The following is a 20,957-nucleotide window of genomic DNA, read 5'->3' as shown; positions in this document are numbered from 1 at the left end:
CATGTTGCGATCCTTCGAGTTCATGCGCTCGAAAGGATGATAGAATGTCTAGCGCCTGCCCGGTTGAGGCGGATCAACTGTACGTTACGCGCCGGATCCCGAAATCACGTCAGAGCGTACATTCGCGGCCCGCTGTGGGGGCATCGTCGAAACATAAATGCAGCGATTGTGCGCAGGCAAAAAGCCGGTTTGCGGTGGTGCGCGACGCAGTTTGGAGCGAACCGGTCTCCGAACAGGTTGGTCCGATTTGCGCACCCACACCGCTGGCATGCAGTCGAATCGTTAGTCGGCAGTGGCGCAAAAATCAGAGAGTCTGTGGTGCGGACTACACCTAATCGCCATTCTCGGAATGGGCACGCGAAACCCGCCGGCAGCACGCGCTAACACCCGACCACATCTTTTCGCTTGGTGGCAGGGCTGGACCTGGGTCCGTGACCGAGCTTTGAGTTGCGGTGGAACTGGCGCCGCCATACGCGCCTTGCCGCCCCCTTACACGCCGGTTGTCCACCACCGTGAAGAAACGCAACACTTTGGGGCTATGGCGACAGTTTATCATGTCTTGACATGAAATATGTCCACAAATAATAGTGTCGCAAAGACATAATAAATGTGGGGAGGAGGTGCTGCGATGGTGCGCTATCGTTATGCGTGTGCGTCTTGGGTCGCTTTGGCCATGGGTGTTGCGGGTCAGGCCAACGCACAGGTCGAGGACGGTTCCGCCGGAGCCGGGCCGTTTTCCGGAACACCGATCGTCGTGACGGCCAGTCGGCGAGAAGAGGATTTGCAGAGCACGCCGCTCTCCGTATCCGCCTTCACGGATGATGCCCTCGAAACGCGGTCCGTTCAGTCGGTCGATCAGATCGCCGCACTCACGCCGGGCGTCCAGATATCCACCTATCAGGGCGATACCTCGATCTTCATCCGCGGTGTCGGCACACCGGTGATCATCGCCGGCAGCGACAGTTCTACCGCGACCTATCTCAACGGCGTCTATCTCTCTCGCGCGGCGGCGATCGGTCCGGCATTTTTCGACGTGGAACGGCTCGAGGTGCTGCGCGGACCGCAAGGTACGCTCTATGGCCGCAACGCTACGGCGGGGGCGGTCAATATCATTACGCGCGAGCCAACTGACGAATTCGAAGCCGAGGCGCGTTTCATCCTCGGCAATTACGACCGGACGGGCTTTTTCGGCGCCGTGAGCGGGCCGCTTACGGATGGCTTTCGTGCACGGGCGGCGGTCAATTACGAAAATCGCGACGGCTATACGACCGTCAACCTGCCGCGCGGTAACCTGCCGGCAAGCGAGCCCAATCCGACGCGGCGCGTGGAGGCGCGCGACGATATTGCCATGCGGCTGACGCTGCAGGCCGATTTGGGCCCCGATGCGGTGCTGACCCTGCGCGGCGACTATTATCGCGCCGACGACACCGCGAACGTCTTCCATTTCGCTAGTCTTGGCTATCAGGAGGAAGTACCGAACTGGTTGGCGAGCCGCGAAGGCAGTCAGACGCTCGCTTATTTTGCGCTCAAGAATCAGGGGCGGATCACTGCGGCGCGCTCGCGCGATATCTTCGCCGACGCCGAATATTTCAACGATACCGAAATCTGGGGCATTACCGGCGATCTCGAATGGGCGCTCGGCGATTATACGCTGTCGCTCATCGGCAGCTATCGCGACACCAATCCCGATTTCCAGAACGAATTCGATCTCTCCGACCAGTTCGTTAACATCTACAGGCGGGCCGAGGATCATCAGCAATGGAGTGTCGAATTCCAGCTGACATCGCCGGAAAACCGGCCGTTCCAATGGATTTTCGGCGGCTATTATTTCGAAGAAGAAAATGACATCACCAACGATATCTTCGGCGATTTCTGGGAGCCGATCCTGCGCCAAGGCCTTCAGGATCTTCAGACTGCCGGTGTCATCCCCGTCTTCCCGATCGTCATTCCGGATACCAATCTGTGTTGCGAACTGCATCTGAACGGCAGCCAGGAAACCGAAGCCTTCGCCGTCTATCTCGATACGTCCTACGAGATTACCAATACGCTGACGCTACACCTTGGCGGTCGCTACAGCTGGGAGCGGCGCGACGGCTTCCAGAATTTCGATCTTGTGTTTCTGGCAGCAACGCCGGGCGGGCAGCAGGTGCGTTTTGCGCCTAACGCCCAGCTGTTTCCGAACGCCATCAGCAATGATCGGAATAACGTGATGCCCGATCCGTTTGGCTTCGTCGTCGCGCCGGTTGACGGCCCGGAGACCTTCGACGCCTTTACGCCGAAGATCGGGCTGGACTGGCAGGTGACGCCCGAGGTGCTGCTCTATGCGACTGTGCAGCGCGGCTTCAAGAGCGGTGGCTACAATATCGGTTCGAGCCAGCGCACGCCGTTTGAGCCCGAAACGATCTGGGCCTATGAAATCGGCCTGAAATCGCAGTTGTTCGACGATCGGCTGCTCTTCAACATGGCCGGTTTCCGCTACGACTATACCAATCTCCAGGCGCAGGATTCGATCGGCAATCAGCCGATCATCCGCAATGTCGGCGAGGCGCGCGTCACCGGCTTCGAAGTCGAGGCGATCGCCAATCTCAGCGACTATTTCCGCATCGACGGTAGCCTCACCTATGTTGATGCCGAGTTCACCGAAGGCGAGCTGACCGAGCCGCTGCGTCCGGCACCGCTGAGCCAGCCGCCGGGATCAGTGCTCCGCGATCTTTCGGGCTTGCGACTACCGCGCGCGCCCGAATGGAAGTTCAATATCGGGGCCCAGGCAGACATCCCGATCGGCACGGCCGGCGATCTGACCCTGCGCGCCGATTATGGCTGGCAGGACAAAATCTTCTTTACGGTGTTCAATATCGACGCCGCTTCGGAAGGCTCATACGGTCTGCTTAACGCACGGATAGCCTTCACTACCGCTGACGAACGCTACAGTTTCGCGCTGTTCGGCAACAATCTGACCGACGAAGTCTATTTCTCGAACCAGATTCTGACCGGCACCGTTTATGGCGCCGAATTTGTCGGGCCGCTGGGTCCGCCACGGACGTACGGGATCGAGTTTCGCGCGCGGTTCTGAGGCGCTAGCCATTTGAGGAGAATGACGATGAGTGACGATGCCCGCTCCGTTGCGGACAGCTTCTACGCGGCAATCCATGGCGGCGATTTCGATGCGCTGTTCGATATACTCGCCGACGATTGCACGATCGAATATTATGGCCCTTCGGTCATCCCCTTTGCCGGCATTTTCCGCGGCAAGGAGAAATGCCGGATATTTTTCGGCCATGTCGCCAACGATGTCGAGATTCAGGATTTCCGGCAGGACGAATTTATCGTCGATGGCAGCAAGGTCGCGGTGGTCGGGCATCTCACGCTCAAGCTGCACGCCAATGGGCGGGTCTATGATTCCGACTATGTCCATGTGATCGACGTTGCCGATGGCCAAGTGCTCCGCTTCCGCGACTTTCAGGATAGCGCGAAGGCGGCTTTCGTGTGCACCGATGTCGAAACGCCCGAGCGCTGACGATCCAGCGCGGGCCAAACATCAGGCAGCGGTCTGCGTCACAACCTCGTTAATACGATCGCCATGTTCGTCCCGGATGTCCTGATACACTTCGGTCACACGGGTCAGGAAATGGATGCCGTTTGCGATTTCCTCATCGGTCAGCCGCTCGATCATGATGTCCATAAGCGCAACGCCATTGCGGATCATCCCCTCGACGAACTTTCGTCCGCGCGGGGTGAGCTGCACGAGCTTCTCGCGGCCGCTACGCGGATCTTCGGATATTTGGAGAAGGTCCAGTGGCGGCTTGGTCAGGGCTCGCAGAGATTTGGAAATCGCCGAACTTGTGACCTCGTACCAAGACGCCATCGCCCTCTCGATGTCCTTGCGGCGCATCATCTGGCCATTCTCGCCCTGAACGCGGATCGTCCAGAGAATGCAGGCCTGCTGGCGCGTCAATACGCCGCTGCGCAACGTGTCCTCGATCTGCATGCCGACGATGTAATGGATGGGAAAAAACAGATCGAGATAGGCGAGTGCTGGGTCTTTGGCCTTTGTCATTGTTCACTTTCCAGGCTTTCTCATGAGCGGACCAGTCTGCGGCCCGATCCGATTGCATCGTACAAACATAACGGAACGGACAGCAATTGAAACAATGTCTATAAGACATATTTTCTATTGACTCATAATGTCGTTAAGCTAGCATAATTTTCGAGAACGATGAGCATTCGGCTCGTGGCTCATGTCCGCGAGACCTGCTGTAAGGAGAGCAGTGCTGAATATTACGCAATCCGCTTCCGTACCGGTCGATGCGGCCAGCGCCGAAGGTGCGGATGGCCTGAAACGACTGTTCGATACTCAGCGCGGGGCTTTTCTCGCCGAAACCCATCCTTCGGCATCCATTCGGAAGGACAGGTTGCGCCGATTGCTCGATCTGCTTGTCGGCAATGAGCAGCGCATTGTCGACGCGGCCATGGCCGATTTCGGCTATCGCTCGCCCCAGCAGAGTTTTTTCGTCGAGATCGTGACGACGGCCAAGCCGATAAAAGAGGCGATCAAACGGGTCGAGCGTTGGATGAGGCCCGAGAAGCGGTCTGTCGACGCGCCGTTCCGACTGGCCGGTGCGAGCGCAGAAGTGCGGTACCAGCCGCTCGGTGTCGTTGGCTGTATCAGTCCCTGGAACTTTCCCTTCAACCTCAGCTTCGCGCCGCTTGCGGGTATTCTGGCGGCTGGAAACCGGGCGATGATCAAACCGTCCGAAGCGACACCGGCCTGCGCGGCGTTGATCGAGGAGCTGGTCGCGGCCACCTATGACGAAGACGAGGTCGCCGTAGTCAATGGCGGGCCGGGCGTCGCCCGTGCGTTTACCGCGCTGCCCTTCGATCATCTTCTCTATACAGGCGGCGAGGCCGTGGCGAAGCATGTCATGCGCGCGGCTGCCGAAAATCTCACGCCGGTGACGCTCGAACTCGGCGGCAAGTCACCGGTGCTGATCGGCAAGGGCGCCAATATGCGGCTTGCGGCCGAGCGCGTCATCTTCGGCAAGATGCTCAATGCCGGCCAGATCTGTCTCGCGCCCGACCATGTCTTCGTGCCCGAGGACGGAATCGATGATTTCGTCGCGGCACTCAAAGATGCCGTGCGCAAGACGGCGCCTGAAGATCGTAAGGCGGCGGACTTCGTGTCGATCGTCAACGACCGCCATGCCGAGCGCCTGCGCGGCTACATTGCAGACGCGCGCACTAGGGGCGCGGAAATCGTCAGTTTCGACTGGCTCGGCGAAGGCGGCGACAATCTTGTTCCACTCACCCTGATTCTCAACCCGGATGAGAAGATGGAGGTGATGCAGGAGGAGATTTTCGGTCCCCTCCTGCCGGTCAAGGGCTATCGCGATCTGGACGACATCTTCGCCTATATGGCGCGGCAACCGCGCCCGCTCGCCATCTACTATTTCGGCTCCGACGATGCCGAGATCCGTTCGGTGCTCGAAGACACCCAGTCGGGCGGAGTCACCATCAACGACGTCATTATGCATTACACGATCGACACGCTTCCGTTCGGCGGCGTCGGCGCGAGCGGCATGGGCGCCTATCATGGCTTCGACGGGTTCAAGCAATTTAGCCACGCGCGCGCCGTCTACCGGCAAAGTTCGTTCGACATCGGCGCTGCACTCCGACCGCCTTACGGACGCATGTTCGAGCGCGTTTCGCGCTTTCTGCTCAAACACGGATAGTTTTCAGACAGGGGATTTCACGACATGGCCAGCGCGACAGTTGTTTCCGATCTCGACGCTTTCGAAGCGAAGGACCTCTATTCGCCCGAGGTGATTGCCAATCCTTATCCCTATTATGACGCGCTCCGCGACAAACCGATTCAGTTCGGTCTCGAAGACTACCCGCCGGGCACCGTGCCGGGTCAGGACAAACCCTATCCCGCCTGGGTCGTGCTCAAATATCACGACATTATCCAGGTCTGCCGCAAGCCGCAGATATTCTCCTCGCGTGACATCATGCAGGAAGAGTCGGAAGCGCCGACGCTGATGCTCGTCAATCATGATGACCCACGCCATGCCGAGCTGCGCAAAATCGCGCAGATCGCCTTCAAGCCCAAGCGGGTGGAGGCCGACGTCACGCCTTGGATGCAGGGTGTCGTCGACCGGCTACTCGATAAGGAGGACGAAGGCGAGGTCGATTTCATGGCCAATCTTGCGCCCGACCTTCCGGCGCTGGTGATGACGAAATTGATCGGTACGCCGGAAGAGGATTATGTGCTGCTTCGCCGCTGGGCCAACGCTTTCATGGTGACGTCCGATTTCACCACCGAAGAGCGCAATCAGTGCAATATCGAGCTGTGGAATTATTATCAGGACGCCGTCGGACAGCGCTATGCCGATATCGCCGCTGGCAGGGATGTGCCGGACGATCTGATGTCGGCTTTCATACAGGCCGAGGCCGACGGCAATATGCTGACCAAGGAAGAAGTGATCCGTTTCTGCGTCACGCTCGTCGTTGCCGGGGCGGAGACGACCGGCTATCTGCTCGGCAATCTGATCGATACGCTGGTCGAGGAACCGCATTTCTTCGATGAGCTTAGACAAGATCGTTCGCTGATCCGGCCGTTCATCGAAGAAAGCCTGCGCCGCGATGGTCCGGTTCAGCGGCTGCACCGGGTTTGCACTCAGGATACCGAGATCGGCGGCACCAAGATTCGCGAAGGCGACTGGGTGGCGATCTTCTTCGCTTCCGGCAATCGCGATCCGGAAATCTGGGAACGTCCGAACGATTTCATCCTGAAGCGCTCCAATATCGGTCGGCACCTGACCTTCAGCCATGGCGTCCATCATTGCATGGGCTCGGGCATCGCCCGGAACGAGGCGACGCAGATGCTGAACGGCATTCTCGACCGCTACAGCGCCATCGAACCGGGTTCGGCGCCGCGGCTTCGTCAGACCGGTGGTCTTCTGAATTACGGCCTCGAAACATGCCCAATCAGGCTCGTTCGCTGAGATCTGGTTAAGGAGGCAATGCTATGGTGACGATCATCGCCGTCGATCGCGAGGGCGAAGAGCATCGTGTTGATGCCGTCGAAGCCGAACCGCTGATGGTCGCGTTGCGCGATAATGATATCGACGTCGAGGCAGTCTGCGGTGGCGAAATGTCCTGTCTGACCTGTCATGTTTATATCGATCCGGAATGGCTTGATCGCGTCGGCGAACGAACCGGCGAGGAGGCCGACTTGCTTGACGATCAACTGCATTCGCGCCCCGAAAGCCGGCTGAGCTGTCAGATCATGATATCGCCGAATCTGGAGGGGTTGCGTTGCCGCGTCGCGCCGCCGGAAGGCTGACCCGGATGCAGGTATTTGGTCATGGTTGAGCGCAGGGAATACGCGCCGCGCACACCTAAAAGCATTACGGCGTTTTGCGACCTTTCTAATTACGGCGGTCGATAGGCAGCTGGAGAACGGCCGAAGATGATGCCAATGCAGGTCGTTTCGTTCAACGAAACGCGTTGCGGTATCGCGCCGGCGTAACGCCGAGCCGTTTCTTGAAGGTGCTCGACAGGTGCGCCTGGCTTGAAAAGCCGGTTGCGACGGCGATCTCCGCAATCTCGCGCTCGGTATCGGCCAGCAGTTCGCGGGCGCGGCTAAGGCGGCGACCGATGATGAAGTCCTGCGGCGGCTCGCCTGTGGCGCTCTGGAAGGCCCGGGTGAAATGCGAGCGGCTGAGGCCCGCCGCCTCCGCGAGTTCCTCGACGACGAGCTTCTCGCCCAGATTGGCTTCGATATGCTGGACGATCCGGCGGAGCACGCCCGGTGATATCGCTTCCTTGGCCGGTGTGCCGATGGCGGCGCCTGCCAGATAGCAGCCGATACGGGCCAGCATGCCGTCAGCCAACGTTTCAAGATAGACCGGCTCGACGAGCGGATCGCCGAGCAGTGACCGGCGCAACTCCTGCTGCAACATCGCGAAACCCGGATCGCCGAAATCCTCGATGAGTTGTGGCGCCCAGGGCCGGTCCCGGGCGACGCGCGCGAAAACCGTCTCGGCACGCGTCGGATCGACGGCGATGCACAGGAACTCGACCGGCTCGGCCATGCGTGCCCGGACACAGGTATCGGGCGGGACGATGAAGGCGGAGCCCGCCGGCCAGGCCTGCCGGCGGATCGGACCGTCCTTCACCGAGATGTCGACCACCGCGCGGGCATAGGGTGTGAAAATCAGATAATCGGGAATGCGATAGGCGATCTCGAAATCGAGCGGCGGATGGAGGATGAACTTCAGACCCTCCGCATGCGCGACGCCACCCCATTCCGGGAGCTCGGTGGCCGGCGGCCCGTCGAAAGGTATCGTTCGGTAGTCCGCCGCTTTCAACGAAAACCGCTCGCCTTCGGCGGCTGATGGGGAAGAGGGCTCCTCTTTCATGTCCCTGACATTGGCTTCGCCTATGACCGGCTTCAAGCTAATCGATTGGATTTTTCGCACATGAGTGAAAAAGGTGCGGCATCGGTGAAAGCGATCGCACGACGCTATCGGCATATCGGGTTTGGCAAGACCATGGCGGTTTTCGGGGAGGGCAAGACGCGCCGCGGCACAACGGAAGAATCGCAACTCTCAGAAAGGAGCAGACCGAATGACCAACGCACCCGAGATCCTCACGCCTGATAACAGCCAGCTAATCTTCATCGACCATCAGCCGCAGATGGCGTTCGGCGTCCAGTCGATCGATCGGCAGACGATGAAGAATAATGCCGTCATGCTCGCCAAGGCTGCAAAGCTCTACGGCGTGCCGACGACTATCACGACGGTCGAGACGGACAGCTTCTCCGGCAACACCTATCCCGAACTGCTGGAAGTGTTCCCCGATAACGACATTCTTGAACGAACGTCGATGAACAGCTGGGACGATCAGAAGGTACGCGATGCGCTGGAAGCGGCGGGCCGCAAGAAGGTAATCGTGTCAGGGCTCTGGACCGGCATCTGCAACAACATGTTCGCATTTTCGGCGATGGCCGAGGGCGGTTACGAGATTTTCATGGTCGAGGATGCTTCGGGTGATACGTCGCCGGTTGCACAGGACGCCGCGATGCGCCGGATGGAGCAGGCGGGCGTGGTACCGATGACGACGATCCAGACGATGCTCGAATGGCAGCGCGACTGGGCGCGCCGCGACACCTATGACGATCTCATGACGATCCTGCGCGAACACGCCGGAGCCTATGGCATGGGGATCGATTACGCCTACACGCATGTCCACAAGGCGCCGGCCCGTTTCGCTGGCGGCAAGCGGCTCGATCCGATCGCTGCGGCGGTGGCCGAGGCGGCCGAGTAGCGCCACCCGCGAACGCCCGGCCGACAAATCCCGGCCGGGTGCACTGTGTTCATCTCAACCGGAGAGCCGCCATGCCCGTCCGCCGCCGCACTACGTTGAAGGGTCTCGCCGCAGGAGCGGCGACGCTCGCGCTTGCCCCCAAGTTTGCATGGAGCCAGACCATGTCCAATACCCCCGAGACTATCCTCCACAATGCCCGCATCACGACGCTGGACCGCCAGAACCCCGAGGCGCAGGCGATCGCGATCAGCGGCGGCCGCATCTTACGAACAGGCAGCGATAACGAAATCATGCGCCTCGCCGGCTCCGGTACGGAGGTGATCGATCTCGGCGGGCGGCGCGTCATTCCGGGTCTCAACGACAGCCATACGCACCTGATCCGCGGCGGTCTCAACTATAATATGGAGCTGCGCTGGGAGAATGTGCCCAGCCTTGCGGACGCGCTGCGCATGCTGCGCGAACAGGCCGAGCGCACGCCGGCGCCGCAATGGGTGCGCGTGGTCGGCGGCTGGTCCGAATTCCAGTTTGCCGAGCGCCGGATGCCGACGCTCGACGAGATCAACGTAGCGGCGCCGGACACTCCGGTTTTCGTACTGCATCTTTATGCCCGTGCCCTCTTGAACCGCGCAGCCCTGAACGCACTCGGCATCACCGCTGAAACGCCGAACCCACCGGGCGGCGTGATCGAGAAGGACTCCAACGGACAGCCGACGGGAATGCTGATCGCCAAGCCCTCGGCGCTGATCCTCTATTCGACGCTGGCGCAGGGGCCGACGCTGCCGGTCGACGACCAGATCAACTCGACCCGCCACTATATGCGCGAAATGAACCGACTCGGCATCACCAGCGTCATCGATGCCGGTGGCGGGGGGCAGAACTTCCCCGACGATTACGATGTGATCCAGCGGCTCCACGATGACGACCAGCTGACCGTGCGCATCGCCTATAACCTGTTCGCGCAGAATCCGGGGCAGGAGCTTTCGGACTATGAGCGCTGGGTGGCAATGACCGAACCCGGCGCGGGATCGGACATGCTGCGCATGAACGGCGCGGGCGAGAATCTCACCTGGTCCGCTGCCGATTTCGAGAATTTTCTCGAACCGCGCCCGACGCCCGCACCCACGATGGAAGCCGAACTGGAGCGTATCGTCGAACTGCTAGCGACCAACGAATGGCCGTTCCGCATCCACGCCACCTACGACGAAACGATCGACCGTTTTCTCAGCGTGTTCGAGCGGGTCAACGGGAACACGCCGTTTCGCACGCGCTTCATCATCGACCATGCCGAGACCATCTCGGAGCGCAATATTGAGCGGATCAAGGCGCTAGGCGGCGGCATCGCGACGCAGCACCGCATGGCCTTTCAGGGCGAATATTTCGTCGATCGCTACGGCGCAGAGGCCGCGAAAGCCACGCCGCCCATCGCCAAGATGCTCGAAATGGACGTGCCCGTCGGCGGCGGAACGGACGCGACCCGCGTTGCCTCCTACGATCCCTGGGTCGGGCTGCACTGGCTGACGACCGGGCAGACGCTCGGTGGTTTGCCGCTTTACGACGAGGACAATGTGTTGAGCCGCGAGGACGCCTTGCGCATCTGGACCGAGGGTTCGGCTTGGTTCTCCGGTGAACAGGATGTGAAGGGTACGCTTGCGCCGGGCATGTATGCCGATCTCGCGGCGCTCTCGGCCGACTATATGACGATACCGGCACCCGAAATCCGGCAGCTTAATGCTGTGCTGACCATGGTCGGCGGGCGGGTCGTCTATGGCGAGGGCGATTTTGCCGACCGCGCGCCGCCGCTGCCGCCGGCGAGCCCGTCATGGAGCCCCGTGCTCGATCTGCCGAGCCCCGGCCAGCGCAGCGCCGCGGCTGCGGCCGCCGCAGCGCCGGCAACGCAGATGGCCCGCGCTTGCCACGACGGCTGCGCCAACAGCTGCGGCATCCATGGTCACGATCACGGCATCGCCTGGAACAATCCGATTCCGGTAAAGGATCTGAAATCCTTCTGGGGCGCGCTCGGCTGCTCCTGCTTCGCGGTCTGAGCGTTGAACAGGCTCGACGCTGATCCCGACCGTCGCTCCGGCGGCTAGGAGGCCTTCCATGGCGAGAAGCGAAACCAACAAAGAGACCTTGGCGCCCGGTGCATGGGCCCCGTTCGGCCATGCGTCGTTCACCGTGCTGTGGATCGCGACGGTCGTCTCCAACGTCGGGACATGGATGAACGATGTCGGCGCGGGGTGGCTGATGACGGAACTGTCACCATCGCCCTTCGTCGTGGCGGCCGTGCAGGCGGCGACGACCCTGCCGGTCTTTCTGTTCGCCCTGCTCGCCGGCGCCGTCGCCGATATCGTCGATCGCCGCAAGATGCTGATCATCGTCAATATCCTGCTGGGCATTACGACGACGGCGCTCGCGCTGCTCGTCGCGGCGGGCGCGATGACACCCGCGTTACTCCTGCTGTTCACGTTTCTGCTGGGCACCGGCGCGGCCTTTCTGGCGCCCGCTTGGCAGGCGATCGTGCCCAAGCTCGTTCCGCGCGAGGAATTGTCGTCGGCGATCGCGCTCAACTCGATGGGGATCAACGTTTCGCGCGCGATCGGACCGGCGCTCGCCGGTTTCTTGATCGTCGCGCTCGGCCTCTGGTCGCCGTTCGCAGTCAACGCGGCGAGCTTTCTCGTGATCATCGTCGCGCTCTGGTGGTGGAGCCCGCCGGCCGATCCGGCACGCAAGCTGCCCCCCGAACATGTCGGCGGCGCGATCCGCGCCGGATTGCGCTATGCAATCAACAGCGGCCCGTTGCGGGCGACGCTTGTGCGCGCCGCGGCCTTTTTCGCCTTTGCCAGCGCCTATTGGGCGATGCTGCCGCTCATCGCGCGGAATGTCCTCGACGGCGGGCCGACGCTCTACGGCATCCTGCTTGCATCGGTGGGCGCGGGTGCGGTCGCAGGCGCCGTCATACTACCCCGCATTCGCAAGGCGCTGGGCGCGGACAGGACGGTTGCGGCGGGAACGCTCGGTACCGCGCTCGTCCTCGTCGCTTTCGCGGTTATCCCGGACCCGGTCGTCGCCGCCATCGCTTCTGCGCTTGCGGGTGTGAGCTGGATCGCCGTGCTCTCCTCGCTCCATGTCTCGGCGCAGACCGCACTCCCCGACTGGGTCCGCGCGCGCGGGTTGTCGATCTTCCTCACCGTGTTCTTCGGCGCCATGTCCGGCGGCTCTCTCGTCTGGGGTCAGGTGGCGAGCAGCTGGTCGATCCCTACCGCGCTCCTCGCCGCAGCCATCGGTGCGCTCCTGCTGATACCGTTGACCTGGCGCTCCAAGCTCAGTCAGGGCGAGACGCTCGATCTGACGCCGTCGGGTCATTGGCCCGAGCCGGTCGTCAACCTGGCCGACGCGACGGATCGCGGACCGGTCATGATCCAGATCGCCTATGACGTCGCACCTGCCGATGCCGAAGCGTTTCGGGCGGCGATGGCCGATCTCGCGCGGGCGAGACGGCGGGGCGGCGGCTATGGGTGGACGCTGATGCAGGATGCCGAGGTGCCCGAACGTTTCGTCGAGACCTGGTTCGAATCCTCCTGGACCGAGCATCTACGCCATCACGAGCGCGTATCGGGCGAGGACAAGGCGGCGCAGGACGCCGTCCTGGCTCTCCATCGCGGCGATGCGCCGCCCAAAGCCGATCACTTCCTTGCTTCCGCCGCCAAAGGAGCTCGATCATGAAGACCGTTTTCGGATTTGCATTGGCGATCGCGATCGGCGTGGCGTGTCGTCTCGCCGGAATCCCGCTACCCGCGCCGCCTGCGCTGATCGGGGCGCTCCTCGTTGTGGCGATGACCGTTGGCTATCTCTTGGCGGATCGTTTCGCGTCAGACCGGGAGGCGAAGATGCGCGCCCAATGCGGCGGGCCGACCGGCGATACGCAGGAGGTGCGATCATGATCTCAGCCGTCGTCGGCATTCTTCTCGCGCTGTGTATTGGTGCTGCTTGCCGCTGGTTCGACTTGCCGCTGCCCGCGCCGCCAAAGCTGACCGGAGCTTTGCTCGTTCTCTTCATGACGCTGGGATTTTTGGCGACCGACATGGTGTTGGCCCGCTTCGCTGCGTGAGTATGATACGGCCGCTCGGCAGGGTGGTGATCCGCGCGCTGCTTGTGGCGCCGGCGGTTTTTCCGGCCGCGGCGCTCGCGCAGGATGAGTGTCCGGTTGCCATCGAGAAAATGCGCTTCGAGGAGGACTGGACGTGCCTGCGGGGCGCAGAATCCCGCACGGGCTTCGATCGGCTGAAAGCCATTCCGGTTGGCCATGATGGCTGGCTCGATATCGGTGGTGAAATCCGGCAACGCTATGAGATTACGCGGGATCCCGCTTTCGGCGCCGATCCGGACGATCCCGACGGGGTCTGGCTGCAGCGCTACACGATTCACGGAGACCTCCGGCTCGGTACGCATCTGCGCGTGTTCGCCCAGCTGTCGAGCGCTCTGGAAACCGGGCGGGCAGGGGGCGCGAGCCCGGTCGACGAGAACCGGCTCGCCGTCCAGAATCTCTTTGCCGATCTCCGCGTGCCGCTCGAGCGCGGCACGCTCACAGCGCGGTTTGGCCGGCAGGAGCTGCAATTCGGCGCCGGCCGCCTGATCGATGTGCGCGAAGGTCCGAATGTCCGCAGGACTTTCGATGCGGTTCGGCCGTTTGTTGAAAGTGGCGACTGGCGTGTGGACGGGATTCTCGCGCGCCCGATGGACACCGATCCCGGCATATTCGACGACGACCGCAGCCATGACGAGGCGCTGTGGGGCGTTTATGCCGTCCGCCGCAATGCGCTGATGCCGGGCGCAGCGATCGACATCTACTATCTCGGCCATCACGACGAAACGGCGCGCTTCGCACAGGGCGCCGGCGAGGCGACGCGCCACTCGCTCGGCGCGCGATTTTCGGGACAGAGCGGAGGTTGGGACTGGAACTGGGAGGGCGTCTATCAGTTTGGCAGTTTCGCCGGCGGAAATATCTCCGCCTGGACGCTTGCGAGCCAAACCGGCTACACTTTCGAAGACGCGCCGTGGCGGCCGCGGATCGCGCTCAGCGCCAATATCGCGAGCGGCGACGATGACCCGGACGACGCCGATCTTGGCACCTTCGACCCGCTCTTTCCCCGCGGCAACTATTTCTCGGAAGCCGCCGTGCTCGGCCCGCGCAACTTCTGGAACCTGCACGGTTTCGTGACGGTCAATCCGCACGATCGGCTGGCGCTGACTGCCGATTACAATCTCTATTGGCGGCTGGAGACCGGCGACGGCGTCTATGGGCCCGCCGGTAATCTCATCCGCCCGGCGGGCGGTGCGGAGCGTTTCGTGACCACAGCGCTGTCGCTTACGGCCAGCTATGTGCCGACCGAGCGGCTGCTCCTCACCGCCATCTTCACGCACGTTAGCCCGCGCGCGGCGCTGCGCGAGGCCGGTTTGACGGCGGATATCGATTTCTTCGAACTGACCGCCCAGTTCCGCTTCTAGAGACGCGTGGCACATCCTTTTTTGGCAAGTGCCACGACGGCGGCGTTGTACGGCGTAGGAGAAAAGATTGATCGTACCCGGCGCAACCAGTTTCCAAATGCGGAACTGCGGAAAAAGCCGGAAATCCATCGCTTTACGGGTTGCCAAGTCCGTCAAAACTCTGAACAAAATGCGGGACGATTCGTTTTCCAGTTCCTGTTGCGTTGGCCGATCGAGGCTGAGTCCGGGGAAGCGTTTGTTTCAGGAGATCGTCCTGTGCGACAAACGGAAGGAAGACGGTGCTGAGAGTTGGCCTGATCGTTTTGGCCCTGCTGGCCGGATGCAGCGGATCGGAAGAGGCCACGCAGTCCGCACCCGAAGTTACCGTACAAACCCCCGAAGTCCGGACGATTGTCGACTGGGACGAATATACCGGCCAGTTCGAAGCCGTGGAATCCGTCGAAGTACGCGCGCGCGTCTCCGGATATCTGCAGCAGATCTATTTCCGCGAAGGATCGATCGTGCGGCGCGGCACGCTGCTCGCGCAGATCGACCCGCGGCCGTTCCAGGCCGCGCTGGCGGAATCGCGCGCGGCGCTGCAGGGCGCGCTCACGCGCCGTGATCTCGCGGTCGCCGACCTGCAGCGCGCAGAACTGTTGCTCAGCGAACAGGCGATCAGCCAGGAAGAATATGATGCGCGGGTACAGGCCCAGCGCGAAACGCAGACCAGTGTGGCCGCTGCCCAGGCCGCGGTGCGGCAGGCCCAGCTCGAACTCGGCTTTACGCAGATCAGGGCACCGGTCACCGGGCGGATCGGCGCGCGCGAGATCACGGTGGGCAACCTCGTATCGGGCGGCGGCCCGACCTCCACTTTGCTGACCACGATCTTCTCGGTCGATCCGATCTATTTCACTTTCACCGCCAACGAAGCGGCCTATCTCAACTATTACCGTCAGAACCGGGAAGGATCGCGCCCCTCTTCGCGCGACGTCGCCAACCCCGTGCGGCTGCGGCTGCAGGACGAGGAGGCGTTCGTCCACGAAGGACGGATGACGTTCGTCGACAACCGCGTCGATCCCGATACCGGGACGGTCGAGGGTCGCGCGATCTTCGAAAATGACGACGGCCTGTTCATTCCCGGCATGTTCGGGCGGCTCCAATTGCTCGGCTCGAGCGAATATGAAGCGATCCTCGTGCCGGACGCGGCGATTCTGTCCGACCAGTCGAACAAGATCGTGATGGTCGTCAACGCGGAAGATATCGTCGAGCCGCGCACGGTCGAGCTGGGTTCGCTGCAAGAGGGCAATATGCGCGTTATCCGGTCCGGTCTTGCCCGGACGGACAGGGTCATCGTCGGCGGCTTGATGCGGGCGCGGCCGGGCAATCCGGTAGTCCCGGTGGTAGCAGATGAGCCGGCAGAGGCTGAAGCGGCCGAGCGGCAAAACGCGACCGACGACGCGGCCAACGCCTCGTGAAATTTCCGCATTTTTTCATTGAACGCCCGATATTTGCTGCCGTCCTGTCGATCCTGATCGTGCTCGTCGGCGCGATCAGCTATCTCAATCTGCCGGTCGCCCAATATCCCGAGATCGCCCCGCCCACGATCACTGTCAGCGCAACCTATCCGGGTGCCGGCGCGGAAGTCGTGGCGGACACGGTGGCCACGCCGATCGAGCAGGAGCTGAACGGCGTCGAGAACATGCTCTACATGTCGAGCCAGGCTACCGATGACGGCAGACTGACGATCACCGCGACCTTTGCGCTCGGCACCGATCTCGACGAGGCGCAGGTGCTCGTCCAGAACAGGGTCAGCATCGCGGAACCGCGCCTGCCGGAAGAAGTGCGCCGTCTCGGTGTGATCACGCAAAAAAGCTCGCCCGACCTTCTCACCGTTATCCATCTCTATTCGCCCGACAACAGCCGGGATCAGCTCTACATATCCAACTATGCGCTGCTGCAGATCCGCGACACGCTGGCGCGGCTCGACGGCGTCGGATCGATCACCATCTTCGGCGCGCGCGAATATTCGATGCGGATATGGCTCGATCCCGATCGCATGGCCGGCCTGCAACTCACGGCATCCGATGTGGTCGCGGCGCTGCGCGCTGAGAATGTACAGGTCGCCTCCGGCATCCTCGGACAGCCGCCCGTAGAGACGGAAACGGCCAACCAGATCAGCGTCCGGACGATGGGGCGGCTCCAGGAACCGGACGATTTCGAGAATATCGTCGTCAAGACCGATCCCGACGGCAGCATCACGCGCGTGCGCGATATTGCGCGCGTCGAACTCGGCGCGCAGGACTATTCGACCAACGCCTATCTCGACGACAATCCGGCGGTTGCGATCGCGATCTTCCAGCGGCCCGGCTCCAACGCGCTCCAGACCGCGGCTGGCATCGAGGAGACGATCGAGGAGCTGAGCCAGGATTTCCCGGCGGGGCTCGCCTATGACATCATCTACAACCCGACCGAATTCATCGCGGAATCGGTGAACGAGGTGTACGTCACGATCTTCGAGGCGGTTATCCTCGTAACGATCGTCGTATTCATCTTCCTGCAAAGCTGGCGCGCCGCGATCATCCCGATCGTAGCGATTCCCGTCTCGCTCGTTGGCACCTTTGCCGTGATGGGCGCGTTCGGCTTTTCGCTCAATACCTTAACGCTGTTCGGTCTGGTGCTGGCGATCGGCATCGTGGTCGATGATGCGATCGTCGTCGTGGAGAATGTCGAACGCGAACTGCGCGCAGGGAAAACGCCGAAGGAAGCGGCGCATACTACCATGGACGAAGTGGGTGGTGCGCTGATCGCGATTTCGCTCGTTCTGTGCGCCGTCTTCATCCCGACCGCGTTCATCAGCGGTATCTCGGGCCAATTCTACCAGCAGTTCGCGCTGACGATCGCGACGGCGACGATCATCTCGGCCTTCAATTCGCTGACCCTATCGCCCGCGCTGGCGGCAATCCTGCTCGAGCCCGAACCCGAAACGCCGCCCGAGCCACGCAACCGGTTCCACGCGCGGCTGCAGAGATTCTTCGCCTGGTTCAATCGCAGCTTCGAAAATATCAGCGAGCGCTATGGCAATGTCACTTCCAAGCTGATCCGGATGACCGGCGCGGTGCTCATCGTCTACGCGCTGCTCATCGCGGCCACCGGCTGGCGGTTCACGGCGACGCCGACTGGCTTCATCCCCGAACAGGATCAGGGCTATCTCATCGTGGCAATCCAACTGCCGCCCGGCAGCTCGCTCTCGCGCACCGATGCGGTGCTGCAGGAAGCGACCGACATCATCCTCGACACGCCGGGCTTTGCAAACACGGCGGGCTTTGCCGGGTTCAACGGCGCCACCTTCACCAACTCCCCCAACGCTGCGGCGATTTTCTCGGTCATGGAGGAATTCAGCGAACGGGACGGCGCGCCGGCGCTGCTGAACGAGCTGAATCAGCGCCTCCAGGCCATAGACGAAGCGTTCATCATCGTGATCGCGCCGCCTTCGGTCCGAGGCATCGGCAATGCCGGCGGCTTCCGCATGATGGTTCAGGACCGTGCCGGACGCGGCAGCGACGAACTCAACGGCGCGACCCAGCAGATGGTCGCCGCGGCCAATGCCGATCCACGGCTCGTCAATGTCTTCACATCCTATGAGACGGCGACGCCGCAGCTCTACCTCGATATCGACAGGGTCAAGGCGCAGCAGCTGGGCGTGCCCATAACCGACGTGTTCAACACGCTCGAAGTTTTCCTCGGCTCCGCCTTCGTCAACGATTTCAACTATCTCGGACGAACCTATCGGGTCAGCGCGCAGGCCGATGCCCCATTCCGCATGGAGCGCAGCGATATCTCCCGCTTGCGTGCACGCAACGCCTATACGGGCGAGATGGTGCCGATCGGCAGTGTCGTGAACTTCCGCGACATCACCGGTCCGTCGCGCCAGCCGCGCTATAATCTTTACGGCGCGGCCGAGATCGACGGCGCCGCGGCGCCTGGCGTCAGCTCGGGCGATGCGATCGCGGCGATGGAGGAGATCGCGGAAAGCACGCTTCCTTCGGGCTTCGATTTCGAATGGACGGGTCTCGCCTATCAGGAGGTGAATGCCGGATCGACGGCCGCTTTGGTCTTCGTGCTGGCCGTGGTGTTCGTCTTCCTCCTGCTCGCGGCGCAATATGAGAGCTGGCTGTTGCCGCTTGCGATCATACTCATCGTACCAATGTGCCTGCTCTCCGCCATTCTCGGCATCGCGCTGCGCGGGATGGACAATAATATCCTGACCCAGGTGGGGCTGGTCGTGCTGGTCGGGCTTGCGTCCAAGAATGCGATCCTGATCGTCGAATTCGCGAAGCAGCGCGAGGATGCGGGCATGAACCGATTCGAGGCGGCGGTCGCGGCCGCCAAACTCCGCCTCCGCCCGATCCTGATGACGAGCTTCGCCTTCATCCTCGGCGTCGTGCCGCTCGTGATCGCCAGCGGCGCCGGCTTCGAGATGCGCCAGGCGCTCGGCACGGCCGTGTTCTTCGGGATGCTCGGCGTCACGATATTCGGGCTGTTCCTGACCCCTGCCTTTTACGTCATGTGCCGCAGCCTTGCCGGACGCCGCAAGAAAGGCTCTGACGCTACAGGCGATCCGGATGGCGAAACACCGTCCGGCGATGCGCTGCCGGAGCCGGCCGAATGATCCGCTACGTCTTGCCTGTTCTCGCGATTGGTCTGGCTGGCTGTGCCGCCGGCCCGGACTATGGCGGTCCGCCGGCCGTCGAGAGCGTCGGCACGGCACAATTCGACCGGGCGCAAGCCGCGCCGGTCAGCGACGGCGAGCCGATCGCTGCCTGGTGGACGCAGCTCGACGACCCGCTGCTCGACGATCTGATCCGCCGCGCGTTCGAACATAATCGCGATATCGAGGCGGCGCGCGCCAATCTGCGGGCCTCGCGTGCGGTTCTGCGGGGTCGTGGTTGGGACTATTTCCCGACGGGCGGCGTCGATGCGAGCTATGCGCGCCAGCGTTTCTCCGAAGAAGCGCAGCAGGCGGGCGCGCCGGCCGGCCTCAACATTCCCGACCGGGATTTCTACGATGTCGGTTTCGACGCGATCTGGGAGATCGACATATTCGGCCGGATCGGCCGTGCCAACGAAGCGGCGCGCGCCGATGCACAGGCCGTCGGCGCGACGCGCGACGATCTACTCGTCTCGGTCGCCGCTGAGGTTGCGACGGCCTATGTGGAGCTGCGGGGCGCGCAGCAGCGCCTCGCGGTAGCCGAACGCAACGCCTCCAACCAGCAGGACAGCTACGCACTCACCGAGGTGTTGCTGCGCGGCGGCCGCGGCACGCGGCTCGATACCGAGCGGGCACGGGCGCAGCTCGAAACCACCCTGGCATCGATCCCGCCCCTGCGCGCTGAGATCGATGCGCTGATCCATCGGCTGGGCGTACTGACCGGCAACGGGCCGACCGGTCTTCGCGGCACATTGATCGATCCGCAACCGCTGCCCGAACTGCCGCGTATGGTGGCCATCGGCGATCCGTCCGGCCTTTTCCGCCGCCGCCCGGATATCCGGCGCGCCGAACGCGAGCTGGCAGCGGCCACCGCGCGGATCGGCGTCGCGGCGGCCGATTTTTTCCCCACCGTCAGCATTGTCGGCGACGCCGGGTTCCAGTCGACGGCGATCGGCAGCCTGCTCCAAGGGTCGGCGTTCGCTTTCACCTTCGGTCCGCAGCTCATCTGGAACCTGCTCGACTTCGGGCGTATCGACGCGGCCGTCGATGCCGAAGGCGCGCGGGCAGAAGCCGCCGCGGCGCGCTATGAACAGACCGTTTTGCTTGCCTTCGAGGAGACCGAAAACGCGCTGACCCGCTATGGCAACGAATTGCAACGGCGCGATCGGCTGGCCCAGGCCCGGCAATCGGCGCGCGAAGCCGCGCGCCTCGCCCGGTTGCGCTTCGACAATGGCGTCGACGACTTTCTGACCGTGCTCGATGCCGAGCGCGTGACGCTGGAAAATGAAGACCGGCACGTCGTCAGCGAAATCGAGGTCGCGCGGCAGATCATCGCAATCTACAAGGCGCTCGGCGGCGGTTGGGAAGTGAGCGACGAGCAAGACCGGCAGTGAAGACTAGTGTGCCGACAGGTTCGTTACCCGTTTCAGTACCAACA

General features: G+C 62.5%; 16 protein-coding genes. 14 read left to right on the top strand and 2 right to left on the bottom strand.

Going from position 1 to position 20,957, the window contains the following annotated elements:
- Window positions 1–628: 628 nt before the first annotated feature.
- Together ACTS1Z_RS13595 and ACTS1Z_RS13590 are read left to right on the top strand one after the other, a co-directional pair.
- Window positions 629–3,073, top strand: coding sequence for a TonB-dependent receptor (locus ACTS1Z_RS13595; protein ID WP_442625013.1), 2,445 nt, complete (start codon window positions 629–631; stop codon window positions 3,071–3,073).
- A gap of 27 nt (window positions 3,074–3,100) precedes the next feature.
- Complete coding sequence (locus ACTS1Z_RS13590; RefSeq protein WP_442625012.1) at window positions 3,101–3,517, top strand: nuclear transport factor 2 family protein; 417 nt, start codon at window positions 3,101–3,103, stop codon at window positions 3,515–3,517.
- Window positions 3,518–3,538: 21 nt separating this feature from the next.
- Here the strand turns inward: ACTS1Z_RS13590 and ACTS1Z_RS13585 are convergent, their stop codons facing one another.
- Window positions 3,539–4,057, bottom strand: coding sequence for a MarR family winged helix-turn-helix transcriptional regulator (locus ACTS1Z_RS13585; protein ID WP_442625011.1), 519 nt, complete (start codon window positions 4,055–4,057; stop codon window positions 3,539–3,541).
- Between the two features lie 211 nt (window positions 4,058–4,268).
- On the opposite strand from ACTS1Z_RS13585, the gene ACTS1Z_RS13580 reads away from it, so the two are divergent.
- Genes ACTS1Z_RS13580 through ACTS1Z_RS13570 form a run of 3 tightly spaced genes read left to right on the top strand, consistent with a single transcriptional unit; the run spans window position 4,269 to window position 7,342 of the window.
- Complete coding sequence (locus ACTS1Z_RS13580) at window positions 4,269–5,729, top strand: coniferyl aldehyde dehydrogenase (protein WP_442625010.1); 1,461 nt, start codon at window positions 4,269–4,271, stop codon at window positions 5,727–5,729.
- Window positions 5,730–5,753: 24 nt separating this feature from the next.
- Window positions 5,754–7,001, top strand: a complete 1,248-nt coding sequence (locus tag ACTS1Z_RS13575) for a cytochrome P450 (RefSeq protein ID WP_442625009.1) — start codon at window positions 5,754–5,756, stop codon at window positions 6,999–7,001.
- 23 nt (window positions 7,002–7,024) lie between these two features.
- On the top strand, window positions 7,025–7,342 hold the full coding sequence (locus ACTS1Z_RS13570) for a 2Fe-2S iron-sulfur cluster-binding protein (RefSeq protein WP_442625008.1): 318 nt from the start codon (window positions 7,025–7,027) through the stop codon (window positions 7,340–7,342).
- Window positions 7,343–7,493: 151 nt separating this feature from the next.
- Here the strand turns inward: ACTS1Z_RS13570 and ACTS1Z_RS13565 are convergent, their stop codons facing one another.
- A complete protein-coding gene (locus ACTS1Z_RS13565) occupies window positions 7,494–8,456 on the bottom strand; it encodes a helix-turn-helix domain-containing protein (RefSeq protein WP_442625007.1) in 963 nt (320 codons plus the stop codon).
- Window positions 8,457–8,628: 172 nt separating this feature from the next.
- Between ACTS1Z_RS13565 and ACTS1Z_RS13560 the strand changes: the two genes are divergently transcribed.
- The 9 genes from ACTS1Z_RS13560 to ACTS1Z_RS13520 all read left to right on the top strand — a co-directional run bounded on the left by ACTS1Z_RS13560 (window position 8,629) and on the right by ACTS1Z_RS13520 (window position 20,913).
- Window positions 8,629–9,327 carry a hydrolase gene (locus tag ACTS1Z_RS13560; RefSeq protein ID WP_442625006.1) on the top strand — a complete coding sequence of 233 codons (699 nt, stop codon included), beginning with the start codon at window positions 8,629–8,631 and terminating at the stop codon, window positions 9,325–9,327.
- 161 nt (window positions 9,328–9,488) lie between these two features.
- A complete protein-coding gene (locus ACTS1Z_RS13555) occupies window positions 9,489–11,369 on the top strand; it encodes an amidohydrolase (RefSeq protein ID WP_442625005.1) in 1,881 nt (626 codons plus the stop codon).
- Between the two features lie 58 nt (window positions 11,370–11,427).
- Entirely contained in the window at window positions 11,428–13,050 is a 1,623-nt protein-coding gene (locus ACTS1Z_RS13550) for an MFS transporter (protein ID WP_442625004.1), read from the top strand.
- Complete coding sequence (locus tag ACTS1Z_RS13545; RefSeq protein ID WP_442625003.1) at window positions 13,047–13,268, top strand: DUF1427 family protein; 222 nt, start codon at window positions 13,047–13,049, stop codon at window positions 13,266–13,268. The genes ACTS1Z_RS13550 and ACTS1Z_RS13545 overlap by 4 nt, the downstream gene beginning before the upstream one ends.
- A complete protein-coding gene (locus ACTS1Z_RS13540) occupies window positions 13,265–13,435 on the top strand; it encodes a DUF1427 family protein (RefSeq protein ID WP_442625002.1) in 171 nt (56 codons plus the stop codon). Before ACTS1Z_RS13545 ends, ACTS1Z_RS13540 begins: the two co-directional genes overlap by 4 nt.
- A 2-nt stretch (window positions 13,436–13,437) precedes the next feature.
- The gene (locus ACTS1Z_RS13535) at window positions 13,438–14,832 is read left to right on the top strand and encodes an alginate export family protein (protein WP_442625001.1); all 1,395 of its coding nucleotides are present in this window, start codon (window positions 13,438–13,440) and stop codon (window positions 14,830–14,832) included.
- A 278-nt stretch (window positions 14,833–15,110) separates the two neighbouring features.
- Complete coding sequence (locus ACTS1Z_RS13530; protein WP_442625000.1) at window positions 15,111–16,286, top strand: efflux RND transporter periplasmic adaptor subunit; 1,176 nt, start codon at window positions 15,111–15,113, stop codon at window positions 16,284–16,286.
- Window positions 16,283–19,480: an efflux RND transporter permease subunit gene (locus ACTS1Z_RS13525; protein WP_442624999.1), complete on the top strand. Its 3,198-nt coding sequence runs from the start codon at window positions 16,283–16,285 to the stop codon at window positions 19,478–19,480. The genes ACTS1Z_RS13530 and ACTS1Z_RS13525 overlap by 4 nt, the downstream gene beginning before the upstream one ends.
- Window positions 19,477–20,913 carry an efflux transporter outer membrane subunit gene (locus ACTS1Z_RS13520; RefSeq protein ID WP_442624998.1) on the top strand — a complete coding sequence of 479 codons (1,437 nt, stop codon included), beginning with the start codon at window positions 19,477–19,479 and terminating at the stop codon, window positions 20,911–20,913. The genes ACTS1Z_RS13525 and ACTS1Z_RS13520 overlap by 4 nt, the downstream gene beginning before the upstream one ends.
- Window positions 20,914–20,957 lie beyond the last annotated feature (44 nt).

This window comes from Parasphingopyxis sp. (genome assembly GCF_052168295.1).
Classification (GTDB): domain Bacteria; phylum Pseudomonadota; class Alphaproteobacteria; order Sphingomonadales; family Sphingomonadaceae; genus Parasphingopyxis.
The sequence above is the reverse complement of the archived record's forward strand: the minus strand, read 5'-3'. Positions and strand labels throughout refer to the sequence as shown.